This window comes from Streptomyces sp. NBC_00461, from assembly GCF_036013935.1.
Classification (GTDB): domain Bacteria; phylum Actinomycetota; class Actinomycetes; order Streptomycetales; family Streptomycetaceae; genus Streptomyces.
Map to the genome: position 1 here is coordinate 8024421 of NZ_CP107902.1, position 24617 is coordinate 8049037.

General features: G+C 72.1%; 20 protein-coding genes and 1 pseudogene. 17 read left to right on the plus strand and 4 right to left on the minus strand.

Annotated elements, in window-relative coordinates; genetic code table 11:
* Positions 1-68: 68 nt before the first annotated feature.
* The 8 genes from OG870_RS37170 (at position 69) to OG870_RS37205 (ending at position 11135) form a co-directional block, all read left to right on the plus strand.
* Positions 69-2579, plus strand: coding sequence for a SpoIIE family protein phosphatase (locus OG870_RS37170; protein WP_266591208.1), 2511 nt, complete (start codon positions 69-71; stop codon positions 2577-2579).
* Between the two features lie 140 nt (positions 2580-2719).
* Complete coding sequence (locus tag OG870_RS37175; RefSeq protein WP_266591210.1) at positions 2720-3457, plus strand: class I SAM-dependent methyltransferase; 738 nt, start codon at positions 2720-2722, stop codon at positions 3455-3457.
* Positions 3458-3512: 55 nt separating this feature from the next.
* On the plus strand, positions 3513-4346 hold the full coding sequence (locus tag OG870_RS37180) for a M55 family metallopeptidase (protein ID WP_266591212.1): 834 nt from the start codon (positions 3513-3515) through the stop codon (positions 4344-4346).
* Positions 4339-5643: a M20/M25/M40 family metallo-hydrolase gene (locus tag OG870_RS37185; RefSeq protein ID WP_266591214.1), complete on the plus strand. Its 1305-nt coding sequence runs from the start codon at positions 4339-4341 to the stop codon at positions 5641-5643. The genes OG870_RS37180 and OG870_RS37185 overlap by 8 nt, the downstream gene beginning before the upstream one ends.
* 17 nt (positions 5644-5660) lie before the next feature.
* Positions 5661-7613, plus strand: coding sequence for a S9 family peptidase (locus OG870_RS37190; protein WP_266591216.1), 1953 nt, complete (start codon positions 5661-5663; stop codon positions 7611-7613).
* 8 nt (positions 7614-7621) lie between these two features.
* The gene (locus OG870_RS37195; RefSeq protein ID WP_266591218.1) at positions 7622-8557 is read left to right on the plus strand and encodes a S66 peptidase family protein; all 936 of its coding nucleotides are present in this window, start codon (positions 7622-7624) and stop codon (positions 8555-8557) included.
* 170 nt (positions 8558-8727) lie between these two features.
* On the plus strand, positions 8728-10509 hold the full coding sequence (locus tag OG870_RS37200) for a CocE/NonD family hydrolase (protein WP_406348604.1): 1782 nt from the start codon (positions 8728-8730) through the stop codon (positions 10507-10509).
* 68 nt (positions 10510-10577) lie between these two features.
* Positions 10578-11135 carry a GNAT family N-acetyltransferase gene (locus tag OG870_RS37205; protein WP_266591222.1) on the plus strand — a complete coding sequence of 186 codons (558 nt, stop codon included), beginning with the start codon at positions 10578-10580 and terminating at the stop codon, positions 11133-11135.
* Here the strand turns inward: OG870_RS37205 and OG870_RS37210 are convergent.
* Positions 11113-11460, minus strand: a complete 348-nt coding sequence (locus OG870_RS37210; RefSeq protein WP_266525126.1) for a DUF6204 family protein — start codon at positions 11458-11460, stop codon at positions 11113-11115. The genes OG870_RS37205 and OG870_RS37210 overlap by 23 nt on opposite strands.
* A 62-nt stretch (positions 11461-11522) precedes the next feature.
* Here OG870_RS37210 and OG870_RS37215 point away from each other — a divergent pair.
* The 4 genes and pseudogenes from OG870_RS37215 to OG870_RS37230 all read left to right on the plus strand — a co-directional run bounded on the left by OG870_RS37215 (position 11523) and on the right by OG870_RS37230 (position 15991).
* Positions 11523-12410 (plus strand): annotated as a pseudogene (locus tag OG870_RS37215) (arginase family protein).
* A gap of 40 nt (positions 12411-12450) precedes the next feature.
* Positions 12451-14412 (plus strand): DUF5107 domain-containing protein, encoded by a 1962-nt coding sequence (locus OG870_RS37220; protein WP_327691937.1) that lies wholly within the window; start codon positions 12451-12453, stop codon positions 14410-14412.
* 139 nt (positions 14413-14551) lie between these two features.
* On the plus strand, positions 14552-15139 hold the full coding sequence (locus OG870_RS37225; RefSeq protein WP_327691938.1) for a hypothetical protein: 588 nt from the start codon (positions 14552-14554) through the stop codon (positions 15137-15139).
* Between the two features lie 138 nt (positions 15140-15277).
* Positions 15278-15991, plus strand: a complete 714-nt coding sequence (locus tag OG870_RS37230) for a M48 family metallopeptidase (RefSeq protein ID WP_266844800.1) — start codon at positions 15278-15280, stop codon at positions 15989-15991.
* A gap of 8 nt (positions 15992-15999) precedes the next feature.
* Here the strand turns inward: OG870_RS37230 and OG870_RS37235 are convergent, their stop codons facing one another.
* Complete coding sequence (locus tag OG870_RS37235) at positions 16000-16347, minus strand: VOC family protein (RefSeq protein ID WP_266525134.1); 348 nt, start codon at positions 16345-16347, stop codon at positions 16000-16002.
* 126 nt (positions 16348-16473) lie between these two features.
* Here OG870_RS37235 and OG870_RS37240 point away from each other — a divergent pair, with 126 nt between their 5' ends.
* Positions 16474-16983 (plus strand): phage holin family protein, encoded by a 510-nt coding sequence (locus tag OG870_RS37240; protein ID WP_266591231.1) that lies wholly within the window; start codon positions 16474-16476, stop codon positions 16981-16983.
* 12 nt (positions 16984-16995) lie between these two features.
* The gene (locus OG870_RS37245) at positions 16996-18039 is read left to right on the plus strand and encodes an SDR family oxidoreductase (RefSeq protein WP_266591232.1); all 1044 of its coding nucleotides are present in this window, start codon (positions 16996-16998) and stop codon (positions 18037-18039) included.
* Between the two features lie 62 nt (positions 18040-18101).
* On the opposite strand, the gene OG870_RS37250 is transcribed toward OG870_RS37245, so the two are convergent.
* Together OG870_RS37250 and OG870_RS37255 are read right to left on the minus strand one after the other, a co-directional pair.
* Positions 18102-19196: an enolase C-terminal domain-like protein gene (locus OG870_RS37250; protein ID WP_266591234.1), complete on the minus strand. Its 1095-nt coding sequence runs from the start codon at positions 19194-19196 to the stop codon at positions 18102-18104.
* Between the two features lie 9 nt (positions 19197-19205).
* Positions 19206-20165: an LLM class F420-dependent oxidoreductase gene (locus tag OG870_RS37255; protein WP_266591236.1), complete on the minus strand. Its 960-nt coding sequence runs from the start codon at positions 20163-20165 to the stop codon at positions 19206-19208.
* A gap of 170 nt (positions 20166-20335) precedes the next feature.
* On the opposite strand from OG870_RS37255, the gene OG870_RS37260 reads away from it, so the two are divergent.
* Genes OG870_RS37260 through ligD form a run of 3 tightly spaced genes read left to right on the plus strand, consistent with a single transcriptional unit; the run spans position 20336 to position 24599 of the window.
* Positions 20336-21820: an NAD(P)/FAD-dependent oxidoreductase gene (locus OG870_RS37260; protein ID WP_327691939.1), complete on the plus strand. Its 1485-nt coding sequence runs from the start codon at positions 20336-20338 to the stop codon at positions 21818-21820.
* Positions 21817-23673, plus strand: a complete 1857-nt coding sequence (locus OG870_RS37265) for a transketolase (protein ID WP_327691940.1) — start codon at positions 21817-21819, stop codon at positions 23671-23673. Before OG870_RS37260 ends, OG870_RS37265 begins: the two co-directional genes overlap by 4 nt.
* Positions 23670-24599: a non-homologous end-joining DNA ligase gene (gene ligD / locus OG870_RS37270; protein WP_266591242.1), complete on the plus strand. Its 930-nt coding sequence runs from the start codon at positions 23670-23672 to the stop codon at positions 24597-24599. Before OG870_RS37265 ends, ligD begins: the two co-directional genes overlap by 4 nt.
* The last annotated feature ends 18 nt before the right edge of the window (positions 24600-24617 follow it).

Sequence of the window (24617 nt, forward strand, 5' to 3'; positions counted from 1 at the left end):
GGCCGTCGCCGTACCGTGGTGGGGACGACGCAGATCTTGCGGAGCCGTGGGAAGAAAGGGCCTGGGGCATGGACCATGGCACCGAAGTGGGCGTGGACCCCGGCCGCGGAGCCGGAAAGGGCGCGGACTCCGGACGCGAGACCGGGGAGGGCGCCGCGGTACGGCATGCCGCGACCGGGCGCATTCCGCTGGCCGTGGTCGTCGTGGACCGAGAGGGCCTGGTCTCCCACTGGAGCGCGGGCGCGCGGCGGCTGTTCGGCGCCGCCAGGGAGGACGCGCTGGGGCGCCCCGCCGTCGACCTGCTCCCGGTCTCCGGCGCCCTCGGCGAAGGCTTCGACGGCCTCGACGCGGAGCCCGTGCTCGACGCCTACGGCCCCCATGACGTGTACGACGAGCTGGGCCCCGGCCTGGAGGCCTCCCTGGGCGGCGGCGCCGGGTACCCGGCGGCCGGCCGCGCCCGGGTCGACGGCCCGCGGCACGAGCGGCTCGACATCCTGTGGTGGGCCTACCCCCTGGTCGGACCCGGACCCGCGCGGCTGCTGGTCCTCGCCGCCGACGCGGCCCGCCTCCAGGCCGAGCGGGGCTACGACGACGACGTCGTCGAGCGCATCGGCCCCGGCTTCGCCCGCTACACCGAACTCCCGGACCCGGACGAGCTGGCCAAGCGGCTGCCGGAGATCCTGCCGAACATGGGACCGGAGCCGAGCAGCCGCATCGTCTCCCAGATCCTCGAACTGGGCTATCCCGTGCTGGAGTTCAGTCAGTTCGACCGCGTGCCCGTCACCCCCGACTGGGGTGTCCCGCGCCGCGCCGGTCGCCGGCGGGCACCGGCCACGGCGCAGGATGCGGCGCACGCTTTCGTGCCGGTCGGCGCCGAGCACGACCTGGAGTACGCGGCCGTACGCGAGCGGCTGGAGTTCCTCAACGAGGTCAGCACCGGCATCGGCACCTCACTCGACCTCGGCGAGACCATCCGCGAGGTCACCAGCGCCGCCGTACCCCGCTTCGCGGACTTCGCCGGGACCCATCTGCGCGCCGCCGTGCTCGCCGGCGAGGGCTTCCCGGACGGGCCGCCGGACGTCACGACCGTATGGCACCGCGTATGGGTCGAGCACAACGACGAACCGGGACGCTGGGACGACACCGTCCCCGTCGGCGAGGCCATCGCGTTTCCCGAACACACGCCGTTCTTCCAGTGCATGAGCACCGGAGAGCCCGTCCTCATCCCGCGGCTCAGCGAGGAGCTGGGCAACCGCATCGCCGGGGAGTTCGAGAAGCGCGACCTGCGGCCCCTCATCAACGGCCGCTCCCTGCTGATCGTCCCGCTGAAGGCGCGCAACGTGGTGCTCGGCTTCATGGTGCTGATGCGCCGGCCGGACCGCGAGGCCTTCGACGACATGGACCGCACCACCGGCACCGAACTCGCCGCCCGCGCGGGCCTGGTGCTCGACAACGCCCGCATGTACACCTACCAGGAGAACGTCGCCGAGACGCTCCAGGACAGCATGCTGCCCCAGGTCGCCCCGCGCATGGCGGGCTGCGACATCGCGACGCGCTATCTGCCCGGTGCCCGCCTCGGCCGGGTCGGCGGCGACTGGTTCGACACCATCAAACTGCCCGGCTCGCGTACGGCGATGGTGGTCGGCGACGTCATGGGCCACGGACTCAACTCGGCAGCGATGATGGGCCAGTTGCGTACGGCCGTACAGACCATGGCCACCATGGAGACCCCGCCCGCCCAACTGCTGCGCAACCTCGACGACCTGGCCCGGCGGCTCGGCGAGAACTACCTCGCCACCTGTCTGTACGCGGTGTACGACCCGATCCGCGGCGAACTGCAGCTCTCCAACGCAGGACACATCCCGCCGGTACTGGTGCACGCCGCGGACGGCCGCAGCGAACTGCTCCACCTGCCGACCGGTGCGCCCATAGGAGTGGGCGGTGTTCCGTTCGAGACCGCTCTGGTGCGGGTCGCGCCCGGTGACCGGCTCGTACTGTGCACCGACGGCCTCGTCGAGGTGCGCGGAGCCGATATCGGCGACGGTCTGGCCGCCCTGTGCGAATCCGCGGCGCACCCCGCGGCCTCCATGGACGACGCCTGCGACACCATCATCCGGGCCCTGAACACCCACGGCGGACGCAAGGACGACGTCGCCCTGCTCATGGCCCGGCTCAACGGCATCCCCACCGAGGACGTCGCCGAGTGGCAGCTCTCCCGGGAGCCGGCCGAGGTGGCGCGGGCCCGCCGGCTGGTCCGCGCCCGGCTGCTCGACTGGGGGCTGCCCGACGCCGTGGAGACGGCGGAGCTGCTGGTCAGCGAGGTCGTCACCAATGCCGTACGGCATGCCACGGGCGAGAGCCTCGGGCTGCGGCTGGTGCGCACCGACGCGCTGCTGTGCGAGGTCACGGACGACGAGCCGACTCTGCCCGCACTGCTGAGCGCCGGTGTGTACGAAGAGTCGGGCCGCGGGCTGTGCGTGGTCAGCCGCCTCGCACACGAATGGGGTGCGAGCGCCACCGGACACCACAAGACGGTGTGGTTCGAACAGGTTTTGACGCCTCGTCAGCGGACACTGTGACGGGCGCGGAAAGCACCCACAGTCGCTCAGGGGTGCGCGCCGGATCGAACATCCCGTGAAAACCTGCGCCTCCACCTTGCCGTGCACCCGCTGACCGCGATATCCCCGATCATGACGTCGACCACTGCTGGGGAGGACGCATGAACGTGTCGGAGGACTACCGCAATGCTTGGGAAAGCTACTGGCAGGCGACCTCCGACGCGCCGGGCGAGGCGATCTGGGACTCGGACCCGTCGCTGACCGCCGTACCGCACAGCGAACTGCTGCTGCCGCACGCCGATTCCGGCCGCACCATCGTCGATCTGGGCTGCGGCAACGGCACCCAGACGCGCTGTCTCGCCACGCGGTTCGCGCGCGCCGTCGGCGTGGACCTGTCGCACGCCGCCATCGAGCACGCCCGGCGGGCCGGCGACGGTGCGGCGGGGGCCTTCGAGTTCCAGCAGCTCGACCTGACCGACACCGCGGCGGTGGGCGCCCTGCACGCCCGGCTCGGCGACAGCCACGTCTATATGCGGGCCGTCATCCACCAGAGCGAACCGCACGCCCGTGCCGCCGTGGCCGCGGCCGTCGCGGGGATCATCGGCGGTCAGGGGCGGGCCTTCGTCGTGGAACTGACCGCCGAGTCGCGCGAGGTGCTGCGGCGGGCGGCCGGGGGGCCAGAGGGACCGCCGCCCAAGCTGCGCCGGGTCTTCGAGCACGGCCTCAAGCCCGCCGACGCCGAGGACGCGGAGATCCCGCAGCTGCTGCGGGAGGCCGGGCTGACAATCCTCGCCGACGGCGACACGACACTGCCGCAGACCGAGCACACGGCGGACGGCAGCCGCATCGACCTGCCCGCACGCTGGTTCGTCCTGGCGGGGAGTGGCGCGACCGGGTGAGGAGTTGTCCACAGGCCCGCCCGTCGCTCGCCGGATGCGCGTACGGTTTCGTGGCATGAAGATCCTGATCAGCGCCGACATGGAGGGCGCCACGGGGGTGACGTGGCCGGCCGACGTGCTGCCCGGGACACCGCAGTGGGAGCGGTGCCGCTCGATGTTCACCTCGGACGTCAACGCCGCCGTGCTGGGATTCTTCGACGGCGGCGCCGACGAGGTCCTCGTCAACGAAGCCCACTGGACCATGCGCAATCTGCTCCTTGAGCAGCTGGACGAGCGCACCGAGATGCTCACCGGGCGGCACAAGTCCCTCTCCATGGTGGAGGGCGTGCAGCACGGGGACGTGGACGGCATCGCCTTCGTCGGCTATCACGCCGGCGCCGGCATGGAGGGCGTCCTCGCCCACACCTACCTCGCCAACTCCATCACCGGGGTCTGGCTGAACGACGTGCGCGCCAGCGAGGGCCTGCTCAACGCGCGGGTCGTCGCCGAGTACGGGGTCCCCGTCGTCCTGGTCACCGGCGACGACGTGGCCTGCGAGGACGCCCTCGGGTACGCGCCCGAGGCGCTGAAGGTCGCGGTCAAGGACCATGTGTCGCGGTACGCGGCGGTGTGCCGGACGCCGTCCAGGACCGCGTCCGACATCCGCGCCGCGGCGAAGGAGGCCGCCCGGCTGGCGGTCCGTCACCAACCGGTCCGGGAAGGGCCGTTCACCGTCGCCCTCGAGTTCGACGCCGAGCACCTCGCCCTGGCCGCCACCGTCGTGCCCGGCGTCGGCCGGATCGGGGAGCGGAAGGTGGCCTACACCAGCGAGACCATGTACGAGGGGATCCGCGCCTTCAAGGCCGTCACGACGATCGTCTCGGCCGCCGTGGAGGAGCAGTATGGCTGACCAGCAGGCCCTGGACGAGGTCGTCGAGTTCACCTCCGACCTCATCCGCATCGACACCACCAACCGCGGCGGCGGAGACTGCCAGGAGCGGCCCGCCGCCGAGTACGCCGCCGAGCAGCTGACCGGAGCGGGCCTGGAGCCCACCCTTGTGGAGCGCACCAAGGGCCGTACGAACGTCGTCGCCCGCATTCAGGGCACGGACTCGTCCGCCGACGCGCTGCTCGTCCACGGTCATCTGGACGTCGTGCCCGCGCAGGCCGACGACTGGAGCGTGCACCCCTTCTCCGGGGAGGTCCGCGACGGGGTCGTGTGGGGGCGCGGCGCGGTCGACATGAAGAACATGGACGCGATGATCCTCGCCGTCGTGCGCGGTTGGGCGCGCGAGGGCGTCAGGCCGCGGCGTGACATCGTCATCGCCTTCACCGCCGACGAGGAGGACAGCGCCAGGGACGGCTCCGGATTCCTCGCCGACCAGCACCCGGAACTCTTCGAGGGCTGCACCGAGGGCGTCAGCGAGTCGGGGGCGTTCACCTTCCACGACGGCAGCGGACGGCAGCTCTACCCGATCGCGGCCGGTGAGCGCGGCACGGGCTGGCTGAAGCTCACCGCGCGCGGACGGGCCGGGCACGGCTCCAAGGTCAACAAGGAGAACGCGGTCACCCGCCTCGCCGCCGCCGTCACCCGCATCGGCGAGTACGAGTGGCCGCTCAGACTGACCCCGACCGTGCGGGCCGCACTGACCGAACTCGCCGCGCTCTACGGCATCGAGACCGCCCTGGACGACGTGGACGGGCTGCTGGAGAAGCTCGGCCCGGCCGCGAAGCTGGTCGAGGCGACCGTCCGCAACAGCGCCAACCCGACCATGCTGGACGCCGGTTACAAGGTCAATGTGATTCCGGGTGAGGCCGTCGCCTATGTCGACGGGCGGCATCTGCCGGGTGGCGAGGACGAGTTCCGCACGACCCTCGACCGGCTCACCGGCCCCGACGTGGGCTGGGAGTTCCACCACCGCTCGGAGGCCCTCCAGGCGCCGCTCGACTCGCCGACGTACGCGAAGATGCGTGCCGCCGTCGAGGAGTTCGCGCCCGAGGGGCACGTGGTGCCGTACAGCATGACGGGCGGCACGGACGCCAAGCAGTTCTCCCGGCTCGGCATCACCGGGTACGGGTTCACACCGCTGAAGCTCCCGGAGGGGTACGACTACCAGGCCATGTTCCACGGGGTTGACGAGCGCGTCCCGGTCGAGGCACTGCATTTCGGCGTGCGGGTACTCGACCGGTTCCTGCGGACGGCCTAGGCCAGTTGGGGGAGAACGTGCAGACCCTGCCGTACGGTTCCTGGCCCTCGCCCATCGACGCGGCGCTCGCCGCCGCGCACGACGGGCACCCCGAGTACGTCGGCTTCGTCGGCGACGAGGCGTGGTGGACCGAGCCACGGCCCGCCGAGGGCGGCCGCCGTACCCTGGTGCGGCGGCGCGCCGACGGCGAGGAGGAGCCGGTACTGCCCGCCCCGTGGAACGTCCGCAGCCGCGTCATCGAGTACGGCGGACAGCCCTGGGCCGGCACCGCGCGGGACGGCCGGCCGCTCGTGGTGTTCGTGAACTTCGACGACCAGCGGCTCTACCGGTACGAGCCCGGAAGCGACCCGCGTCCCCTCACGCCCGTGTCCCTCGTGGGCGGCGGACTGCGCTGGGCGGATCCGCAGTTGCACCCCGAGCGCGGTGAAGTGTGGTGTGTGCTGGAGGAGTTCACCGGCGACGGCCCCACCGATGTACGCCGGGTCCTGGCCGCGGTGCCGCTGGACGGCTCGGCGGCCCAGGACCGCGACGCCGTGCGCGAACTCACCGACGACCGGCACCGGTTCGTCACCGGACCCCGCCTCTCGCCCGACGGGCGGCGCGCGGCCTGGCTGGCCTGGGACCATCCCCGCATGCCGTGGGACGGCACGGAGCTGATCGTCGCCGACGTCGGTGACGACGGCACCTTCCGGCACGCGCGTGCGGTCGCCGGCGGACCGGACGAATCGATCGCCCAGGCGGACTGGGCACCCGACGGATCCCTCCTGCACACGAGCGACCGCACCGGCTGGTGGAACCTCTACCGCGACGGCGCCCCGCTCTGTCCGCGCGAGGAGGAGTTCGGCGGCCCGTTGTGGAAGCTCGGCCAACGCTGGTTCGCCCCGCTGGACAGCGGACTGATCGCCGTCGTGCACGGCCGCGGCGCCACCGCGCTCGGGATACTGGACCCCGAGACCGGCGAGGTCGTCGACGCGGCCGGCCCCTGGACCGAGTTCGCGTCCACGCTCGCGGTGCACGGCGAGCGGGTCGTCGCCGTCGGAGCCAGCCCGCGCAGCGCCTACGAGATGGTGGAGCTGGACACTCGTACCGGCCGTGCCCGCGTGATCGGCGCCGAGCACGAGGACGCCGTCGACCCCGCCCACTACCCCGAGCCCCAGATCCGCACCTTCACGGGACCGGCCGGGCGCGACATCCACGCCCACATCTACCCGCCGCACGCCCCCGGCTGTGTCGCGCCGGGCGACGAGCTGCCGCCCTACGTCGTGTGGGCGCACGGCGGCCCCACCAGCCGGGCGCCCCTCGTCCTCGACCTGGAGATCGCCTACTTCACCTCGCGGGGCATCGGCGTCGCCGAGGTCAACTACGGCGGCTCGACCGGGCACGGACGTGAGTACCGCAACCGGCTGCGTGAGCAGTGGGGTGTCGTCGACGTCGAGGACTGCGCGGCCGTCGCCCTCGCGCTCGCGGACGAGGGCACCGCCGACCGCGGCCGGCTCGCGATCCGCGGCGGCAGCGCGGGCGGCTGGACCGCGGCCGCTTCCCTCGCCGCCACCGACGTCTACGCCTGCGGAACGATCATCTACCCCATCCTCGACCTCGTCGGCTGGGGCGTGGGGGAGACCCACGACTTCGAGTCGCGGTACCTGGAGACGCTGGTCGGGCCGCTCGCCGAGGTGCCCGGACGGTACGCGGAGCGGTCGCCCACCGAGCACGCCGACCGGATCACCGCGCCCTTCCTGCTGTTGCAGGGCCTGGACGACGTGATCTGTCCGCCCGCGCAGTGCGAACGATTCCTGGCACGCATGGCGGGCAGGCGGGTGCCGCACGCGTACATCGCGTTCGAGGGGGAGGGGCACGGGTTCCGGCGGGCCGACACCATGATCCGGGTCCTGGAGTCCGAACTCTCGCTGTACGCCCAGGTCTTCGGGCTGAACCCGCACGGCGTCCCGACACTGGAACTGTCCAAGTGAGAGAGCGAATGAGCGAGCAGGCGAGAGACCTTCTGCGACCGTCCCGACTTGCCCCCGGCGCCCGCGTGGCCGTCGTGGCACCCAGCGGACCCGTGCCCGAGGAGCGGCTGCAGGCGGGGCTGGACGTGCTGCGCGGCTGGGACCTCGACCCGGTGGTGGCGCCCCATGTGCTGGACCGGCACGGCGAGTTCGGCTACCTGGCCGGCACGGACGCGGACCGGGCCGCCGATCTGCAGGACGCCTGGTGCGACCCGTCGGTGGCCGCGGTGCTGTGCGCGCGGGGCGGGTACGGAGCACAGCGGATGATCGATCTGCTCGACTGGGAGGCGATGCGGGCCGCCGGACCCAAGGTCTTCGTGGGCTTCAGCGACGTCACGGCACTGCACCAGGCCTTCGCCACCCGGCTGGGCCTGGTCACCCTGTACGGACCGGCGGCCGCCGGTGTCGACTTCATCAAGAACACCCGGTCGCAGGAACACCTCAGGGCCACCCTGTTCGCTCCGGAGAGCGTCCGCACCATCGCATCCGGCGGTGCCGCCCTGGTGGCCGGACGGGCCCGGGGCGTCACGCTGGGCGGGTGCCTGAGCCTGCTCGCCTCCGACCTCGGGACCCCGCACGCCCGGGCCGGCGCCCGGGGCGGGCTGCTGATGATCGAGGACGTCGGCGAACGGGCGTACCGCATCGACCGGACGCTGACCCAGCTGCTGCGCAGCGGCTGGCTCGACGGCCTCACCGGGATCGCGCTCGGGTCGTGGGACCAGTGCGGCCCGTACGCCGAACTGCGCCCGGTTCTCGTCGACCGGCTCGCCGGGCTCGGCGTCCCCGTCATCGAGGAGTTCGGATTCGGGCACTGCGCGGGCGCGTCGACCGTCCCCCTTGGTGTGGCGGCCGAACTGGACACGGAGGCAGGTACTCTGACGCTCGATCAGCCAGCCCTTCGCTGAGCGGCTTCGCTGAGCCTCTGCGCTGAGCCCTTGCGTCGATCCGTTTCGCTGATCATCCGTCAACAACACTCGTCTGGGCGATTGACCCCCGTCTGACACGTGTCACACCATGACAACCGGCCGGTAGCTACTGGTCGGTAAGCAGGGCTGCCCTGAGTGTGGAGGTCTCAGTGTCCCGACGCGTGTCCAGATCCCGAGTTCCCCTCGCCCTCGCCCTGGGCGCGGCGCTCACCGTCCCTCTCGCGTTCACCGCCCCCGCCTCCGCCGCCCCTTCCGGCCGATACACCGTCACGGCACTGAAGTTCACGGTCCAGGCGGGCGGCCACCCCTGCACGGTCGATGCCGACCTGTACCGGCCGACGGGCGTCGACAAGGCTCACCCGGCCCCGGCCGTGCTCGCCACGAACGGCTTCGGCGGCAGCAAGTCCGACGGCTCGACCGACGCGATCGGCAAGGCCTTCGCCGAGCGCGGCTATGTCTCCCTGATCTACTCCGGGCTCGGCTTCGGTGCGTCCGGCTGTCTGATCTCGCTGGACGACCCGGGCGTGGACGGCAGGGCCGCCTCGGGGCTGATCGACTTCCTGGGCGGCAAGCGCGCCGCCGACGACGGCACCAAAGCCGACTTCGTCACCCTCGACGCCGTCGGCGACCCGCGGGTCGGCATGGTCGGTGGCTCGTACGGAGGGGCGATCCAGTTGGCGACGGCCGCCGTCGACCACCGCGTCGACGCGCTCGTCCCGCTGATCACATGGAACGACCTCGTCTACGCGCTCGACCCGAACAACGCCTCCGCCACCGTCCCCGGCGCCTACAAATGGCAGTGGGCCAACGGGTTCTACCTCATCGGCGAGAGCCAGCCGCTGACGAAGCCGAACCTCGACCCGTCCCGGATCAACTCCCTCACCTGTCTGCACTTCGTGGCCAAGGCCTGCGACACCATCCACACCCTGAACTCCGGAAGCTATCGCGCCGCACCGACCGCCGCGCTGGTCTCCTACGCCCGCAGCGTCTCCCCGGTGTCCTACCTGAGCCGGGTCAAGGCGCCCACCCTGCTGATCCAGGGGCAGGCCGACAGCCTCTTCAACCTCAACGAGGCGACCGCGACGTACAAGACGCTCAGGGCCCAGGGCACGACCGCCAGGATGATCTGGCAGTCCTGGGGGCACAGCGGGGGCGTCACCGACCCGGCCAGCGGTGAACTCAACCTCAACCAGGGCAACCTGGAGTCCAGCTACGTCGGCAAACGGATCCTCTCCTGGTTCGACCGCTACCTGCGCGGGCAGCGGGAGACCGACACCGGACCGGCCTTCGCCTACTACCGCGACTGGATCGCAGACCCGGGCCGTACCTACGCCACCGCCGCCCGGCTCCCCGCTCTCAGCCGGACGTTCTACCTCTCCGGCGACGGCAAGCTCGTCGACAACCGCAAGAAGGTGGCGCGCGGCAGCCGTACGTACGCCAACGGGCTGACGCCCACCAGCCATTCGGAGAGCTCGCTGTCCGGACTCGCCGGGCTGCCGGACCCGGGGCCGTACGACACCGCGGGCACCTACCTCGGCTGGACCAGCGCACCGCTCACCCGCACCGCGGACGTCGTCGGCGCGCCCAGGGCCACGTTCAGGGTCGTCTCACCTACGGCGGCGAGGGTCCAGAACTCCGGCAACGCCGCCGACCGGCTCGTCCTGTTCGCCAAGCTGTACGACATCGCGCCCGACGGCACCAAGACGCTGGTGCACCGGTTGATCGCGCCGGTCCGGGTGCCGGACGTGACCAAGAACGTCACCGTGACCCTGCCGGGCATCGTGCACCGCTACGAGAAGGGGCACCGGCTGCGGTTCGTGATCGCGGCGAGCGACGACGCGTACTTCGGCAACCGGGGCATCAAGCCGGTGACCGTGGTCAGCGCGCCCCGGGACACGGGCGTGCTGCAGCTGCCCGTGGTCGGCGGATGAGGCCGGCCGAGCCGTCCGGGGGGCGTATTTCACGAGGTGGCGCGGCCGGGCGGTCGTAGGGTGGCGGGATGCCGCACACCGCATCCCGCTACCTCGCCGAAGGCCCCCGCGTGGGCATACGTCACTTCACCTACGAGGACGGTGCCGAGTTCACCGCCCGCGCCCGCGAGAGCAAGGACCTGCATCAGCCCTGGCTGTTCCCGCCGGACGCCACGAACGCGTACACCGCGTACGCGAGCCGGCTGATCGAGGACCCGGCGAAGGCCGGGTTCCTGGTCTGCGAGAAGGACGGCGAGCAGGGCGACGGGGCCATCGCCGGGTTCATCAACATCAACAACATCATCGAGGGCGGCTTCCAGTGCGGTGCGCTCGGCTACGGCGCCTTCGCGCACGCCGCCGGGCGCGGGCTGATGCGAGAGGGCCTTGACCTGGTGGTGGGGTACGCGTTCGGGCCGATGCGGCTGCACCGGCTGGAGATCAACGCGCAGCCCCAGAACACCGCCTCGATCGCACTGGCCCGCTCCTGCGGCTTCCGCCTGGAGGGCTTCTCGCCGAATATGATCTTCATCGACGGGGCCTGGCGGGACCACGAGCGCTGGGCGATCACCGCCGAGATGCGGGCTTGAAGTTGATCTTCATGGTGTCGAGGTCCGTCACGGTGGACTTCAGGTCCCGGAAGCCGTAGCCCAGCACCCGGAGCGTCTCCTGCGCGCGGTCCTCGGCGATCGCACCCGCCATCTCCTCGCCGTCCGCCGCGTCCGACACCACCACGTACCGCATCGAGAAGTGCTTGAGCGGCGCCGGCTCGTACGACAGCGAGCCCTCCTCGGTGAACTTCATGCTGGTCAGGCCGTGGTCGGCCGCCTCGGCGAGCAGCCGCTGCCGGGCCTCGTCGCTCAGCGCGTCCCACGTGCCTCGCACGATCACCCGGTACGTGTGCTGCTCGCTCATCGGTCTGCTCCCGCGTCGAATTCCGTTGAAGGGCCGACTGTATGTCGGCGAGGATGCACCGCATGGGGAATTTCGTCGTGCTCGACGCACCCTCCAACCTGGGTCTGCGCCCGCCCGCCCCCGGCACCGGGCCCGGCTGCCACAAGCTCGCCGGCGCCTTGCGGGAACAGCGGATCGTGCAGCGGTTGGGAGCCCTGGAGGGCGGGGTGGTCGTGCCGCCGCGTTACGACCGAGGTGACTGGCAGGAGGGCGACGGCGTCTTCAACGCGGCCGCCCTCGCCTCGTACACCCGCAGGCTCGCCGACCGCATCGAGCGGCACCTGCGCGCGGGGGACTTCCCCGTCGTCCTCGGTGGCGACTGCTCCATCCAGCTCGGCGCCTCGCTCGCCATGCGCCGGCTCGGCCGGTACGGGCCGGCCGCCGTGGACGCCTCACCGGACTTCCGTCACCCGGGCAACTCCGACGGGATCGGCGAGGAGGTGGCCCTGGCGACGGGGCGCGGCCAGGAGGACCTGACGGATCTGGAGGGGCTGAAGCCCTATCTGCGCGACGAGGACGTGCGGTTCTTCGGCATCCGCGACTGCTTCGAGGACGACCGGACCGAGCTCGCCGCCCTGAAGATCCCGGTGGTGACGGTCGGGGACATCAGGGAGTGGGGTGCCGACGCGCTCGCCCGAGCCACCGCCCAGGCCTTCGAGGTACCCCAACTCGACGGATTCTGAGTGCACTTGGACGCGAACGTGCTCGACCCGTCCGTCATGCCGGCCGTCGACAGCCCCGACCCCGACGGGCTGCTTCCCGACGAACTCGTGGCCCTGCTGCGTCCGTTGCTCGCCTCCCCGCACTGCGTCGGCCTCAACATCACCATCTACGACCCGGACCTGGACCCGGAGGGGACGGCGGGCGCGCTGCTCACGGACACGGTCGTGGCGGCCTTTGCGGAATCCTGACCGGTAGCTCCCCTGGTCAGCTCACCGGCGAGCGGCTTCCATGGTGATCGTGACGACCATCCGACGTGAGGTACTCACCCTGCCCGCCGCCGAGGCGGGTCCGGACAACCCGCTGCCGCCGTTGCGGATGCTCCACGAGGTGCACCGCATCGAGGACCGGGACCGGGACGAGCTGCCGCGGGACATGGCCCGGCAGGTCGGCCTCGCACCACTGCACAGCCTGCTGCCGGTACGCGTGCGGGACGGATACGGGCGGGCGCGCGAACCCCGGGAGATCGACGCCCTGGTGATCGAGAACGACCGGCTGCGCGCCACCGTACTGCCCGGACTCGGGGGCCGCGTCGCCTCTCTCCTGCACAAGCCGACCGGCCGCGAACTCCTTTACCGCAACCCGGTGTTCCAGCCCGCCAACTTCGCCCTCAACGGCGCCTGGTACTCCGGCGGCATCGAATGGAACATCGGCGCCACCGGCCACACCACCCTCTCCTGCTCCCCGCTGCACGCGGCCCGCGTCCCCGCCCCCGACGGCGGCGAGATGCTCCGCCTGTGGGAGTGGGAACGCCTGCGCGACCTGCCCTTCCAGGTCGACCTCTGGCTGCCGGAGCACTCCGACTTCCTGTACGTCGGTGTCCGCATCCGCAATCCGCACGAGCGGGCCGTGCCGACCTACTGGTGGTCCAACATCGCAGTTCCGGAGGAGCGCCGAGTGCTGGCGCCGGCGCGGGAGGCCTGGCACTTCGGATACGAGCGGCGTCTGCGCCGGGTACCCGTGCCGTCGTACGAGGGAGTCGACCGCAGCTACCCGCTCAACAGCCCTTACGCCGCTGACTACTTCTACGAGCTGCCCGACGTCCGGCGCCGCTGGATCGCCGCCCTCGACGCCGACGGGCGCGGGCTGGTGCAGACGTCCACCGACGTGCTGCGCGGCCGGAAGCTGTTCGTGTGGGGAACCGGCAGTGGCGGCCGGCGCTGGCAGGAGTGGCTCACCGAGCCGGACACCGACGGGTACTGCGAGATCCAAGCCGGGCTCGCGCGCACCCAGCTGGAGCACGTGCTGATGGACGCGGAGAGCGAGGTGAGCTGGCTTGAGGCGTATGGCCCGTTGGAGTCACCGGAGGCAGGGGGGTGGGACACCGTGGTGCGCGAGGCGGAGACACGGCTGGAGACCGTGCTTCCGCGCGCCGACGTCGACGCCGCCCACGCCGCCTGGAAACCGTACGCGGACACCGACCCCGGCGAGATCCTCGCCACCGGCTCCGGCTGGGGCGCACTCGAAGTACTGCGCGGCGACTGGAAGTTGCCCGGCACCCCCTTCGACGAGGGCACGCTCGGCGAGGCCCAGAAGCCCTGGCTGCAGCTCCTGCGCGCCGGCACCCTCCCCGAGCCGCGCCGGGTGCGGCCGCCCGGCGAGACGCTGGTCGCCCCGCACTGGCGGGACATGCTGGAGACCGCTCCGGCGACCCCGCTCACCGAGTACCACCTGGGCGTCGCCCAGTGGCACGCCGGCGACCGGGCGCAGGCGGTGCGCAGTTGGGAGCGGGCCCTCGAACTCGCCCCGTCCCTCTGGCCGTTGCTCCGCTGCCTCGCCGTCGCCGACCAGGAGGCCGGCAACCACGAGCGGGCCGCGGACCGGTACGCCGACGCCTTCGACGACCTGTGCCACGAGCGGCGCGACAACGGGGAGTCGTGGACGGCGGCCACGGCCGCGCTGGGCCGCGAGGCCATCGAGGCGCTGCTCGCCGTACGCCGCACGGCTCAGGCGCGCGGCGTACGGGAGCGGCTGCACCCGGCGATCCGGGGGCAGGGCCGGTTCCGGCTGATCGACGCTCAGCTGCTGCTCGCGGAGGGCCGGCCCGACGAGGCGCGGGCCGTCTTCGCCGCGGGCTTCGAGGTCGCCGACCTGCGCGAGGGCGCGGAGGCCGTCGGCCGCCTGTGGGCGAGGCTCAGCGACGAGCCGCTCCCGCCGCACTTCGACTTCCGGATGCGGCCGCCGGAGTCCTGAGTTCCGGAGCCTCACGACTCTGTGGTCTTGAGACTCCGGACTTCTGAGAACACGGGTGCGATTTCCATCGGGTGGAACCGAGTTCGCACACTCCTTCGTCGCCGCACACATGTGCGGCACATGTGAGGGGTGGGGACGTATGCCGGAAGCGACGACCGAGCAGGTCTGTCCACAGTGCGGGACGGGAATGCCCGTCCACGAGGGGTATCGGGTGTGGTGCGCGGGCTGCGACTGGAACGTGGCGCCCGAGCTGTTCGTGTACGGAGTCGGTGGCACCGCCGAACGGCGGCGTGAGTTCGCCGGACGGCACGGTACGGCGACCTTCGAGGAACTGGCCCGCGAGGGCACGCAAGGGCTGCGGGCACGGCTCACGCCCTCGTCCGTGCTGGCGCGTGTGCTGGCGCTGCTGGTGCACGGACTGTCGTTCGTGCTGCTCGGCGTGGGGGCGTGGCTGCTGGTGGCGGGCTGGGGCAACCCCTTCGCTGTGGCGTTCGGGGCGCTGCTGGTGCTGACGTTCCTCGTGCTGCGCCCCCGCTTCCCCAGGCTCGGCGGAACGGCACCACAGCTCGGGCGCGCCGACGCGCCCCGGCTGTTCGCGTTGGTCGACTCCGTGGCCGCCGAGATGGACACGCGCAGCGTCGACGCGATCGTGGTGGAGCCGTACGTCAACGCGGCGGTGACGACGTACGGTCTGCGGCGGCGCGTCCTGCACCTAGGGCGCTTCTGATGGATCTCCGCGGCGTCGCGACGCCCGGCACGCACCCTCGCCGCACGGCGCAAAGGGACAGGTGGCTCCGCCACATGACCCTTCACACCGCACGCCGAGCGCACGCACCGAACGCCGCTCCTTCTCCCACGGAGATCCATCAGAAGCGCCCTAAGCCTCGGTCTGTGGGCCGTCCTCACCCCGCAGCAGAAGGTCGCCCTGCTCGGGCACGAGCTCGGCCACTTCGCGAACGGCGACACACGGCACGGCAGCCTGGTCGGCAGCGCCCTGCACACGCTCCGGCTGTGGGTCGCGGTGCTCACCCCGGACCCCTGGGACGGGCGGCTCACGCATCTGCTGGTGATCGGCATGATGCGGATCCCGTACTACGCGGCCCAGAGCGGGCTGACCCTGCTGGAGAAGGTCTCCCTGCGCGGACTGCCGCGCCGCGAGTACCTCGCCGACGACCTGGCCGCCGAGGTCGCCTCCACCGAGGCTGCCCGGGACCTCATGGAGACGCTGCTGCACGCCGACCGGATCGACTCCGAACTGCGCCGGCTGTCCAACGAGGCGGCGGCCTTCGCGAGCCGCCAGGACGCGCCCCGCATGGACGAGACCCTGTGGCCGCGGCTCGCCGAGCACCTGGCGTCGGTGCCGCCGCGTGAACGCGAACGGCTGCGCAGGGTCAGCGCGTTGGACTGGCACCAGCAGGACTCCACGCACCCGCCGACCCATCTGCGCATCGAACTCCTCGACCGGCGCGGCCCGTCGGTCGCGAAGGTCGTCCTCGACGAGCGGACCGAGAGCGCCGTGGAACGTGAACTGCGGCCCGCCGCGAAGAAGGTGGCACGGACCGTCGCCCGGGACATGTGAGCGGGCGGCTACGAGTTTCGGTCCACGTACTCGTACACCGTCCCGTCCGGATGCATCGCGAGCAGAGTGCGGCCCGCCGGTGACGGTACCGGGCCCGCGAGGATGTGCGCGCCGAGCTCGGTGAGCACCTCGTGGGCCTCCGCGACGTCCTTGACGGCGATCGTCGCCGAGACCTTGCGCAACAGATCCAGCTCCTGCGCGGGCCCGCTCATCAGCAGGAAGCAGCCGACGGCGGCCACCTGCACGCCCCCGCGCTCGAAGCGGAGGGCTCTGCCGCCGGCGAGGCGTTCGTAGAAGGGGACCGCGGTCTCCAGGTCGTCGACGCATACGCGCAGCGTGGCTCCCAGAATATCCATGGGGACGAGCCTAGTTGGGGCACCCGGGTGAGGAGATCCATTCCGGTGATCATCTCGGTTCCGGGTCCACGCACCCGGGCGGCGGCCATGGCGTTACGCGGCGGTGACCGAGGGTACCCGGCGGTCATGGAAGGCTTGGATCATCTGGAGCACCTGGACAAACACCTGGTCGACGAGCTGGCGCAGGTGGCGCGCGAGACCGTGCGCGACGAACTGCGCGAACAGACTCGCAAGCAGCGGCGGACGGCCACGTTGTACGCCGCGTCCGGAGCCGTCGCCCTGTACGCGGGCGCGGCCCTCGCACTCGCGGTGGGACTGGCCCTGGCCCTCGGGCTGCCCGACTGGGCCGCCGCGCTGATCACCGCGGCGATCCTGGGCGCCGTCGCCTACCTCCTGCGTGGCGCGGCCCGGCCCTCGGCATCCCGGCCCACGGCCGCACACGAGGCCGGCCTCGCCGCCGGCCAGGGCGACCCTGTCACCGGCGACCGGGCCCCCGTGACACCGCCCACCGGCCTCGGCATGCCCATTCCGCCGAAGCCGCCGGTCGCACCCGGCGAGACGGGCGCACCGACCGGCGTGCCCGCGGCACCGAGCGCCGACGGAATCGACCCCGAGCCGCCGCACCACAGGGCGTGACGAGGAGTGCGTATGCGTTGGGGCGGATCCGAGCCGCCGCGCCGCAGGACCGTTGTGGTGACCGGGGCCAGTGGCGGCGTGGGACGGGCCACGGCCCTGGCCTTCGCCGCCCGGGGCGACCGGGTCGCCCTGCTGGCCCGGGGACGCGAGGGCCTCGCCGCGGCCGCTGACGACGTGCAGCGCGCCGGGGGCGAGGCCCTCGTCGTCACCGTCGACATGGCCGACGCCAAGGCGGTCGACGACGCGGCCCAGCAGGTCGCCGACATGTTCGGGCACATCGACGTGTGGGTCAACAACGCCTTCGCCGGGGTCTTCGCGCCGTTCACCGAGATCACCGCGGACGAGTTCCGCCGGGTCACCGAAGTGACGTACCTGGGCTGTGTGTTCGGCACCCGGGCCGCGCTGCACCACATGCTGCCGCGCGACCGGGGCACGATCGTGCAGGTCGGCTCCGCGCTCGCCTACCGGGGGATTCCCCTGCAGTCGGCGTACTGCGGGGCCAAACACGCGATCCAGGGGTTCAACGAGTCGCTGCGCTGCGAACTGCTGCACACGGGCAGTGGTGTCCGTACGACGATGGTGCAGCTGCCGGCGGTCAACACCCCGCAGTTCGACTGGGTGTTGAGTCGGATGCCGGGCAAGGCGCGGCCGGTGGCGCCGGTGTTCCAGCCGGAGGTCGCGGCACGGGCGATCGTGCACGCGGCTGCCCACGGGCGGCGGCGCGAGTACTGGGTCGGAGGATCGACGGCGGCCACCCTCATCGCCAACGCGGTGGCTCCCGGAGCACTCGACCGCTATCTCGCCCGCACCGGCTTCGACTCCCAGCAGGACGAGGGCGAGCACGACGAGACCGCCAACCTGTGGAGCCCGGCGGACGGACCGCACGGACGGGACTTCGGGGCACACGGGCGGTTCGACGACGAGGCGGTCGAGGACAGCCCGCAGGACTGGGTCTCCAGGAACCGGGGCCGGTTCGGGAAGGCCCTCACTCTCGGCGCGGGCCTCCTGGTGGCGGGCAAAGCGGTGGGCGAACTGAGCCGCAGGGCCCGCGGTTAGAGAACAGGCCGTCAGAGACTCAGGCCGTGGGAGATCAGGCCGTGGGAGAGCCGGGCTCGCCGTCAGGCGACCCGGTACTCCTCCACCTCCTCCGTCCGCAGCGCCAGCCCGTGTCCGATCCCGCCCAGCGGCCGCACCGTGCCGTCCGTCGGATCCAGCGCCCCGTCGAAGAACATGTCCTCGATGCGCACATGGTCGTGGAACCACTCCATGTGGCGGATGTTGGGCAGCGAGGCGGCCGCCGCGGCGTGGACGTGCGGGGCGCAGTGCGTGGAGATCTCCAGGCCGTGGCAGTGAGCCAGCGCCGCCGCGCGCAGGAACTCCGTGATGCCGCCGCAGCGGGTCGCGTCGATCTGCAGGCAGTCGACCGCGCCCGCCGCGATCATGCGGGCGAAGTACGGCAGGTCGTAGCCGTACTCACCCGCCGTCACATCGCACACCAGGGCGTCGCGGACCAGCCGCAGGCCCGTCAGATCGTCCGAGGACACCGGCTCCTCGAACCAGCCCACGCCGTGCTCGGCGAGGGCCCGGCCGACCCGTACCGCCTGCTTGCGGGTGTAGGCGCCGTTCGCGTCGACGTACAACTCGGCCTCGGCGCCGATCACTTGGCGTGCCGCGTGGACACGGGCCAGATCCCGGGAGACGTCCCGGCCCCAGCCCTCACCGATCTTGATCTTGACGCGCGGGATGTGCTGCCCGTGCACCCAGCCGTTCAGCTGGGCGGCCAGGTGGGTGTCGTGATACGTCGTGAAGCCGCCGCTGCCGTACACCGGGACCCGCTCCCGGCAGACGCCGAGGAGCCGGGCCAGGGGGAGTTCGAGGAGGCGGGCCTTGAGGTCCCACAGGGCGATGTCGAGTGCCGATATCGCACAGGCCGCGATCCCGGGGCGGCCCGCTTTGCGCACGGAGCGGCACATCGCGTCGTGCGTGGCGGGGATGTCGAGGGCGTCGCGGCCCTCCACCAGCGGGGCGAGATGGCCGCTGACGAAGTCGCCGACCGCCGCAGGGCCGTACGTCCAGCCCGTGCCGGTCTCGTCGCCCGCCGCCACCTCGGCGATCACCATGGTCGTGGAGTCCCAGGCCAGCGTGCCGTCGGCCTCGGGGGCGTCGGTCGGCACCGTGTAGACGGAGACGACGGGACGGTGGAGTTTCGTCATCGTCGCCCCTCAGCCCTGCTGGACCTGCGGCAGCACCTTCGTACGGTAGAAGTCGAAGAAGCCGCGCTGGTCGGGGCCGATCTGGTTGACGTACACCCGGTCGAAGCCGGCGTCGGCGAAGGCGGTCAGGGCCGAGACGTGCTCGTCGACGTCGTCCCCGCAGACCGACTTCTCGCGCACCGTCTCCTGAGTGATCAGCGGCTCCAACTGCTCGAAGTGGCTGGGCGAGGGCAGGATCTGGCCCATCTCGCCCGGCAGGAACTGGTTGGACCACCGCTCGCGCACCGTCCGTACGGCCTCGTCGCGGTCGGTGCCGTAGCAGACCTTCGTGCCGCCGCTCACCGGCTTGCCGCCCCCGCCTCCCTTGCGGAACTGCTCCACCATCGGGGCGTCCGGCATCATCGTGATGTAGCCGTCGCCCACACGCGCCGCGAGCTTCGTGGCCGCCGGGCCGAAGCCGGAGATGTCGATCTGGACGGGCTCGTCGGGCACCGTGTAGAGGCGGGCGTTCTCCACCTTGTAGTGGGTGCCGTAGTGGCTGACCTCCTCGCCGGTGAACAGCCGGCGCATGATCTGGATCGCCTCCTCCAGCATCTCCATCCGCACGTGCGCGGGCGGCCAGACATGGCCGAGGATGTGCTCGTTGAGGGCCTCGCCGGTGCCGACCCCCAGCCGGAAGCGGCCGTTCGTCATCACCGCCGAGGTCGCCGCCGCCTGCGCCACCACTGCCGGGTGGATCCGCACGGTCGGGCAGGTCACCGCCGTCTCGACGGGCAGCGACACCGCCTCCGAAAGGGCGCCGATCACCGACCACACGAACGGGCTCTGGCCCTGCGAGCCGTTCCACGGGTGGTAGTGGTCGGAGATCCACAGCGACCGGAATCCCGCCTGCTCGGCCATCCTCGCCTGCTCGACGAGATCCGCGGGACCGAACTCCTCACAGGAGAGGAAGTAGCCGTACTCGGGCATGGGGAGTACCTCCGATGGCTGGTGACGCAAGGGGTGGTTCGCCGTCCGGGTACCCGGCGCCCGGGGCGGAAACCGGTGCACGTTCGGGCGCTCCGACCAGTTTGGGTGCTCTGACCAGGGGGACGCGGAAGGCTCACGTACGAGGTTCGCGACAGCGCCGGAGGCCCACCGTGAGTCGACCCCGCATCGTGATCGTCGGTGCCGGCTTCGCCGGCTACCGGACCGCCCGCACCCTGTCCCGGCTGGTCCGGCACCAGGCCGACATCACCCTGCTGAACCCCACCGACTACTTCCTGTATCTGCCCCTGCTGCCCCAGGTCGCCGCCGGCATCCTGGAACCCCGCCGGGTGGCCGTCTCCCTGTCCGGCACCCTGCCGCACGTACGGCTGGTGCTCGGCGAGGCCGACGGTATCGATCTCGACGGGCGGAGCGTGCACTACATCGACCCCGAGGGCGGGGGCGGCACGCTCGCCTACGACCGGCTGGTGCTCGCCGTCGGCAGTGTCAACAAGCTGCTTCCCATCCCCGGGGTCGCCGAGCACGCGCACGGCTTCCGGGGGCTGCCCGAGGCGCTGTACCTGCGCGACCACGTCACGCGGCAGGTGGAACTCGCCGCCGCCGCCGACGACCCGAAGAGCTGCGCCGCGCGCTGTACGTTCGTGGTGGTCGGCGCCGGATACACGGGGACCGAGGTCGCCGCCCAGGGCCGGCGGTACACGGACGCACAGGTCCGCAGGCGTCCGCTGCCGGGCGGTGTACGGCCGCGCTGGCTGCTGCTCGACATCGCGCCGCGGGTCCTGCCCGAGCTGGACGAACGGCTCTCGCGCACCGCGGACCGGGTGCTGCGGGAGCGGGGCGTCGAGGTGCGCATGGGGACTTCCGTGCAGGAGGCCACGCACGACGGAGTCCTGCTGACCGACGGCGAGTTCGTGGACAGCCGCACGCTCGTGTGGTGCGTCGGCGTACGGCCGGATCCGCTCGTCGAGAGCACCGGGCAGCCGCTGGAACGCGGCCGCCTCCTCGTCGACCCGCACCTTCAGGTACCGGGCCGCCCCGAGGTGTTCGCATGCGGCGACGCGGCCGCGGTGCCGGATCTGAACGACCCCGGGAAGTACACCCCGATGACCGCGCAGCACGCCTGGCGGCACGGCAAGGTCGTGGCCCACAACGTCGCCGCGTCCCTCGGCACCGGTGAGCGGCGCACCTACCGCCACCGCGACCTCGGCTTCGTCGTGGATCTGGGCGGCGCCCAGGCCGCCGCCAACCCGCTCGGGATCCCCCTGGCCGGCCCGCTGGCCGGCGCGGTCGCCCGCGGCTACCACATCGCGGCGATGCCCGGCAACCGCGTCAGGGTCGCCGCCGACTGGCTCCTGGATGCCGTACTGCCGCGCCAGGCCGTCCAGTTGGGCCTCGTCCGCTCCTGGTCGGTACCGCTGGACACCGCGTCCCCGGAACTGGCGCGGGTGGCGGGCAGGCCGTGGGCGGCAGCCGAGACCCGCTCGGGCTCCGGAGCGGCAACGACACGGGACACCGACCTCAACACCGACACCGAGTCGGCCGCTTTCGAGGCGACGAACAACCAACCGGGCGGTGGGGCCGCGGAAGCTGCCGGTCCCGTCAAGCGCCCCGACACCCCCGCGGAGGGAGATTCATGAACACCGCCGAACTCGTCGAGCTCGCCCAGCAGTTGCGTGTGGACAGCGTGCGCGCATCGGACGCTGCGGGGTCCGGGCATCCGACGTCCTCGATGTCCGCCGCCGAGCTGATGGCCGTACTCCTCGCCAACCACTTCCGGTACGACTTCGACCGGCCCGCACACCCCGGCAACGACCGCTTCGTCCTGTCAAAGGGACACGCGTCGCCGCTTCTCTACTCCGCCTACAAGGCGGCCGGGGCCATCGACGACGCCGAACTGCTCACCTTCCGCAAGCTGGGCAGCCGCCTCGAAGGGCATCCGACGCCGCGCCGGCTGCCGTGGGTCGAGACGGCCACCGGCTCGCTCGGCCAGGGGCTGCCCGTCGGCGTCGGCATCGCGCTGTCCGGCAAGCGGCTGGACCGCACCGGCTACCGCGTGTGGGTGCTGTGCGGGGACAGCGAGCTGGCCGAGGGCTCGATCTGGGAGGCCGCCGAGCACGCGTCGTACGAGCATCTGGACAACCTCACCGCGATCGTCGACGTGAACCGGCTGGGGCAGCGCGGGCCGACCCGGCACGGGCACGACCTCGACGCCTACGCCCGTCGCTTCCAGGGATTCGGCTGGCACACCATCGAGGTCGACGGACACGACGTGGACGCCGTCGACCGGGCGTACGGCGAGGCGGTCTCGACGACCGGGCAGCCGACCGTGATCCTCGCCCGCACCCTCAAGGGCAAGGGCGTCGCGTCCGTCCAGGACCGCGAGGGACTGCACGGCAAACCGCTGCCCGACGCCGACGAGGCGATCGCCGAACTCGGCGGCCGCCGCGACCTCCGCGTCCAGGTCCACGAGCCGGCCGCCGCCCGCATCCTGCACGCCGTACGCGCCGGACACCTCGAACTGCCCCGCTGGGACAAGGGGAACGACGGAAAGGGAGTCGCGACACGGAACGCGTACGGGCAGGCGCTCGCCGCACTCGGCACCGGTCGCTCAGACGTCGTCGCCCTCGACGGCGAGGTCGGCGACTCCACCCGGACGGAGTTCTTCGCCAAGGAGCACCCCGACCGCTACTTCGAGTGCTACATCGCCGAGCAGCAGATGGTCGCGACGGCGGTGGGGCTCGCGGCACGCGGCTGGGTGCCGTACGCCGGCACGTTCGCGGCATTCCTGACGCGCGCGTACGATTTCGTGCGCATGGCGTCCGTCAGCGGCGCCGGCATCAACCTCGTCGGCTCGCACGCGGGCGTCGCCATCGGCCAGGACGGGCCCTCCCAGATGGGCCTGGAGGACCTGGCGATGATGCGGGCGGTGCACGGTTCGACCGTGCTGTACCCGTGCGACGCCAACCAGACCGCCCAGCTCGTCGCCGCCATGGCGGGCTGCGACGGGGTTCGGTACCTGCGCACCTCACGCGGCGAGAGCGAGGTCATCTACGGCCCCGACGAGGAGTTCCCCATCGGCGGCAGCAAGGTGCTGCGCTCCTCCGCGCACGACCGGCTGACCCTCGTCGCGGCGGGCGTCACCGTGGCCGAGGCGCTGGCCGCCGCCGACGCACTGGACCGCGACGGCATCCAGGTCCGCGTCATCGACCTGTACTCGGTCAAGCCCGTCGACCGGGAGACCCTGCGGCGGGCCGCCGAGGACACCGGCTGCCTCGTCACCGTGGAGGACCACCACGAGGAGGGCGGAATCGGCGACGCGGTCCTCGACGCGTTCCTCGACGGGCGGGCCGTGCCGCGGCTGGTGCGCCTCGCCGTCCGCGGCATGCCCGGCTCGGCCTCCCCGGACGAGCAGCTGCACGCCGCGGGCATCGACGCCGAGTCGATCGCCGCGGCCGGGAAGCTGCTGGTGGAGGAGGCGGTCGTGCGGTGAGCGACGGCGACGTGCGCACCGTACGGGCCGGGCGCCGCACGGTGGAGGTGCACCGGGCCGGCAAGGTGCTCTTCCCCGGTGAGGGCCGTGCGAAGGAGTACACCAAGGGCGACCTGGTGGACTACTACCGGTCCGCCGCGCCGTTCCTGCTGCCCCATCTGCGTGGCCGTCCGCTGATGCTGGAACGGCATCCGGACGGCATCGACGGGCCCCGTTTCATGCAGAAGAACACCCCGGAGAACTATCCGGAGTGGATCACCCGTGTCGAGGTGCCCAAGGAGGGCGGCACCGTCTGCCACACCGTGTGCGACGACTCCGCCACCCTCCTCTACCTCGCCGACCAGGCCGCCGTCACGCTGCACCGCTGGCTGTCCCGGACCGGCGGCATCGGCTTCCCCGACCGGCTGGTCTTCGACCTGGACCCGGCCGGGGACGACTTCCCGGCGGTGCGCGAGGCGGCCGGGCTGCTCGGGGAACTGCTCGACGAGCTGAAGCTCCCCTCGGCGCTGATGACCACCGGCTCGCGCGGACTGCACGTGGTCGTGCCGCTCAACGGCCACCACGGCTTCGACGAGGTCCGCGCGTTCGCCCACGACGTGGCCGGCACCCTCGCCGAGGCCCACCCCGACCGGCTCACCACCGCCGCACGCAAGAAGGAGCGCGGCGAGAGGCTCTACCTCGACGTGGGCCGCAACGCCTACGCGCAGACCGCCGTCGCACCCCTCACCGTCCGCGCCCGGCCCGGGGCCCCCGTGGCCACCCCGATCACCTGGGCCCAGCTGGACGACCCGGCCCTGCACGCCCGCCGCTGGACCATCGAGGACGCCGTCGACCAGGCCCGCACCGAACCCTGGGCCGGTGTCACGAGCAAGGCACGCGCCCTGGGACCCGCCAGGCGCAGGCTCGACGCGTTGCGCGGCTTGTAAAGGTTTGTTCTGTGGCCA

Excerpts from the sequence above, each read along its gene's own strand:
- OG870_RS37170 (WP_266591208.1), top strand. The coding sequence starts at position 69 with ATGGACCATGGCACCGAAGTGGGCGTGGACCCCGGCCGCGGAGCCGGA.
- OG870_RS37175 (WP_266591210.1), top strand. The coding sequence starts at position 2,720 with ATGAACGTGTCGGAGGACTACCGCAATGCTTGGGAAAGCTACTGGCAG.
- OG870_RS37180 (WP_266591212.1), top strand. The coding sequence starts at position 3,513 with ATGAAGATCCTGATCAGCGCCGACATGGAGGGCGCCACGGGGGTGACG.
- OG870_RS37185 (WP_266591214.1), top strand. The coding sequence starts at position 4,339 with ATGGCTGACCAGCAGGCCCTGGACGAGGTCGTCGAGTTCACCTCCGAC.
- OG870_RS37195 (WP_266591218.1), top strand. The coding sequence starts at position 7,622 with ATGAGCGAGCAGGCGAGAGACCTTCTGCGACCGTCCCGACTTGCCCCC.
- OG870_RS37205 (WP_266591222.1), top strand. The coding sequence starts at position 10,578 with ATGCCGCACACCGCATCCCGCTACCTCGCCGAAGGCCCCCGCGTGGGC.
- OG870_RS37210 (WP_266525126.1), bottom strand. The coding sequence starts at position 11,460 with ATGAGCGAGCAGCACACGTACCGGGTGATCGTGCGAGGCACGTGGGAC.
- OG870_RS37220 (WP_327691937.1), top strand. The coding sequence starts at position 12,451 with ATGGTGATCGTGACGACCATCCGACGTGAGGTACTCACCCTGCCCGCC.
- OG870_RS37225 (WP_327691938.1), top strand. The coding sequence starts at position 14,552 with ATGCCGGAAGCGACGACCGAGCAGGTCTGTCCACAGTGCGGGACGGGA.
- OG870_RS37235 (WP_266525134.1), bottom strand. The coding sequence starts at position 16,347 with ATGGATATTCTGGGAGCCACGCTGCGCGTATGCGTCGACGACCTGGAG.
- OG870_RS37240 (WP_266591231.1), top strand. The coding sequence starts at position 16,474 with ATGGAAGGCTTGGATCATCTGGAGCACCTGGACAAACACCTGGTCGAC.
- OG870_RS37245 (WP_266591232.1), top strand. The coding sequence starts at position 16,996 with ATGCGTTGGGGCGGATCCGAGCCGCCGCGCCGCAGGACCGTTGTGGTG.
- OG870_RS37250 (WP_266591234.1), bottom strand. The coding sequence starts at position 19,196 with ATGACGAAACTCCACCGTCCCGTCGTCTCCGTCTACACGGTGCCGACC.
- OG870_RS37255 (WP_266591236.1), bottom strand. The coding sequence starts at position 20,165 with ATGCCCGAGTACGGCTACTTCCTCTCCTGTGAGGAGTTCGGTCCCGCG.
- OG870_RS37265 (WP_327691940.1), top strand. The coding sequence starts at position 21,817 with ATGAACACCGCCGAACTCGTCGAGCTCGCCCAGCAGTTGCGTGTGGAC.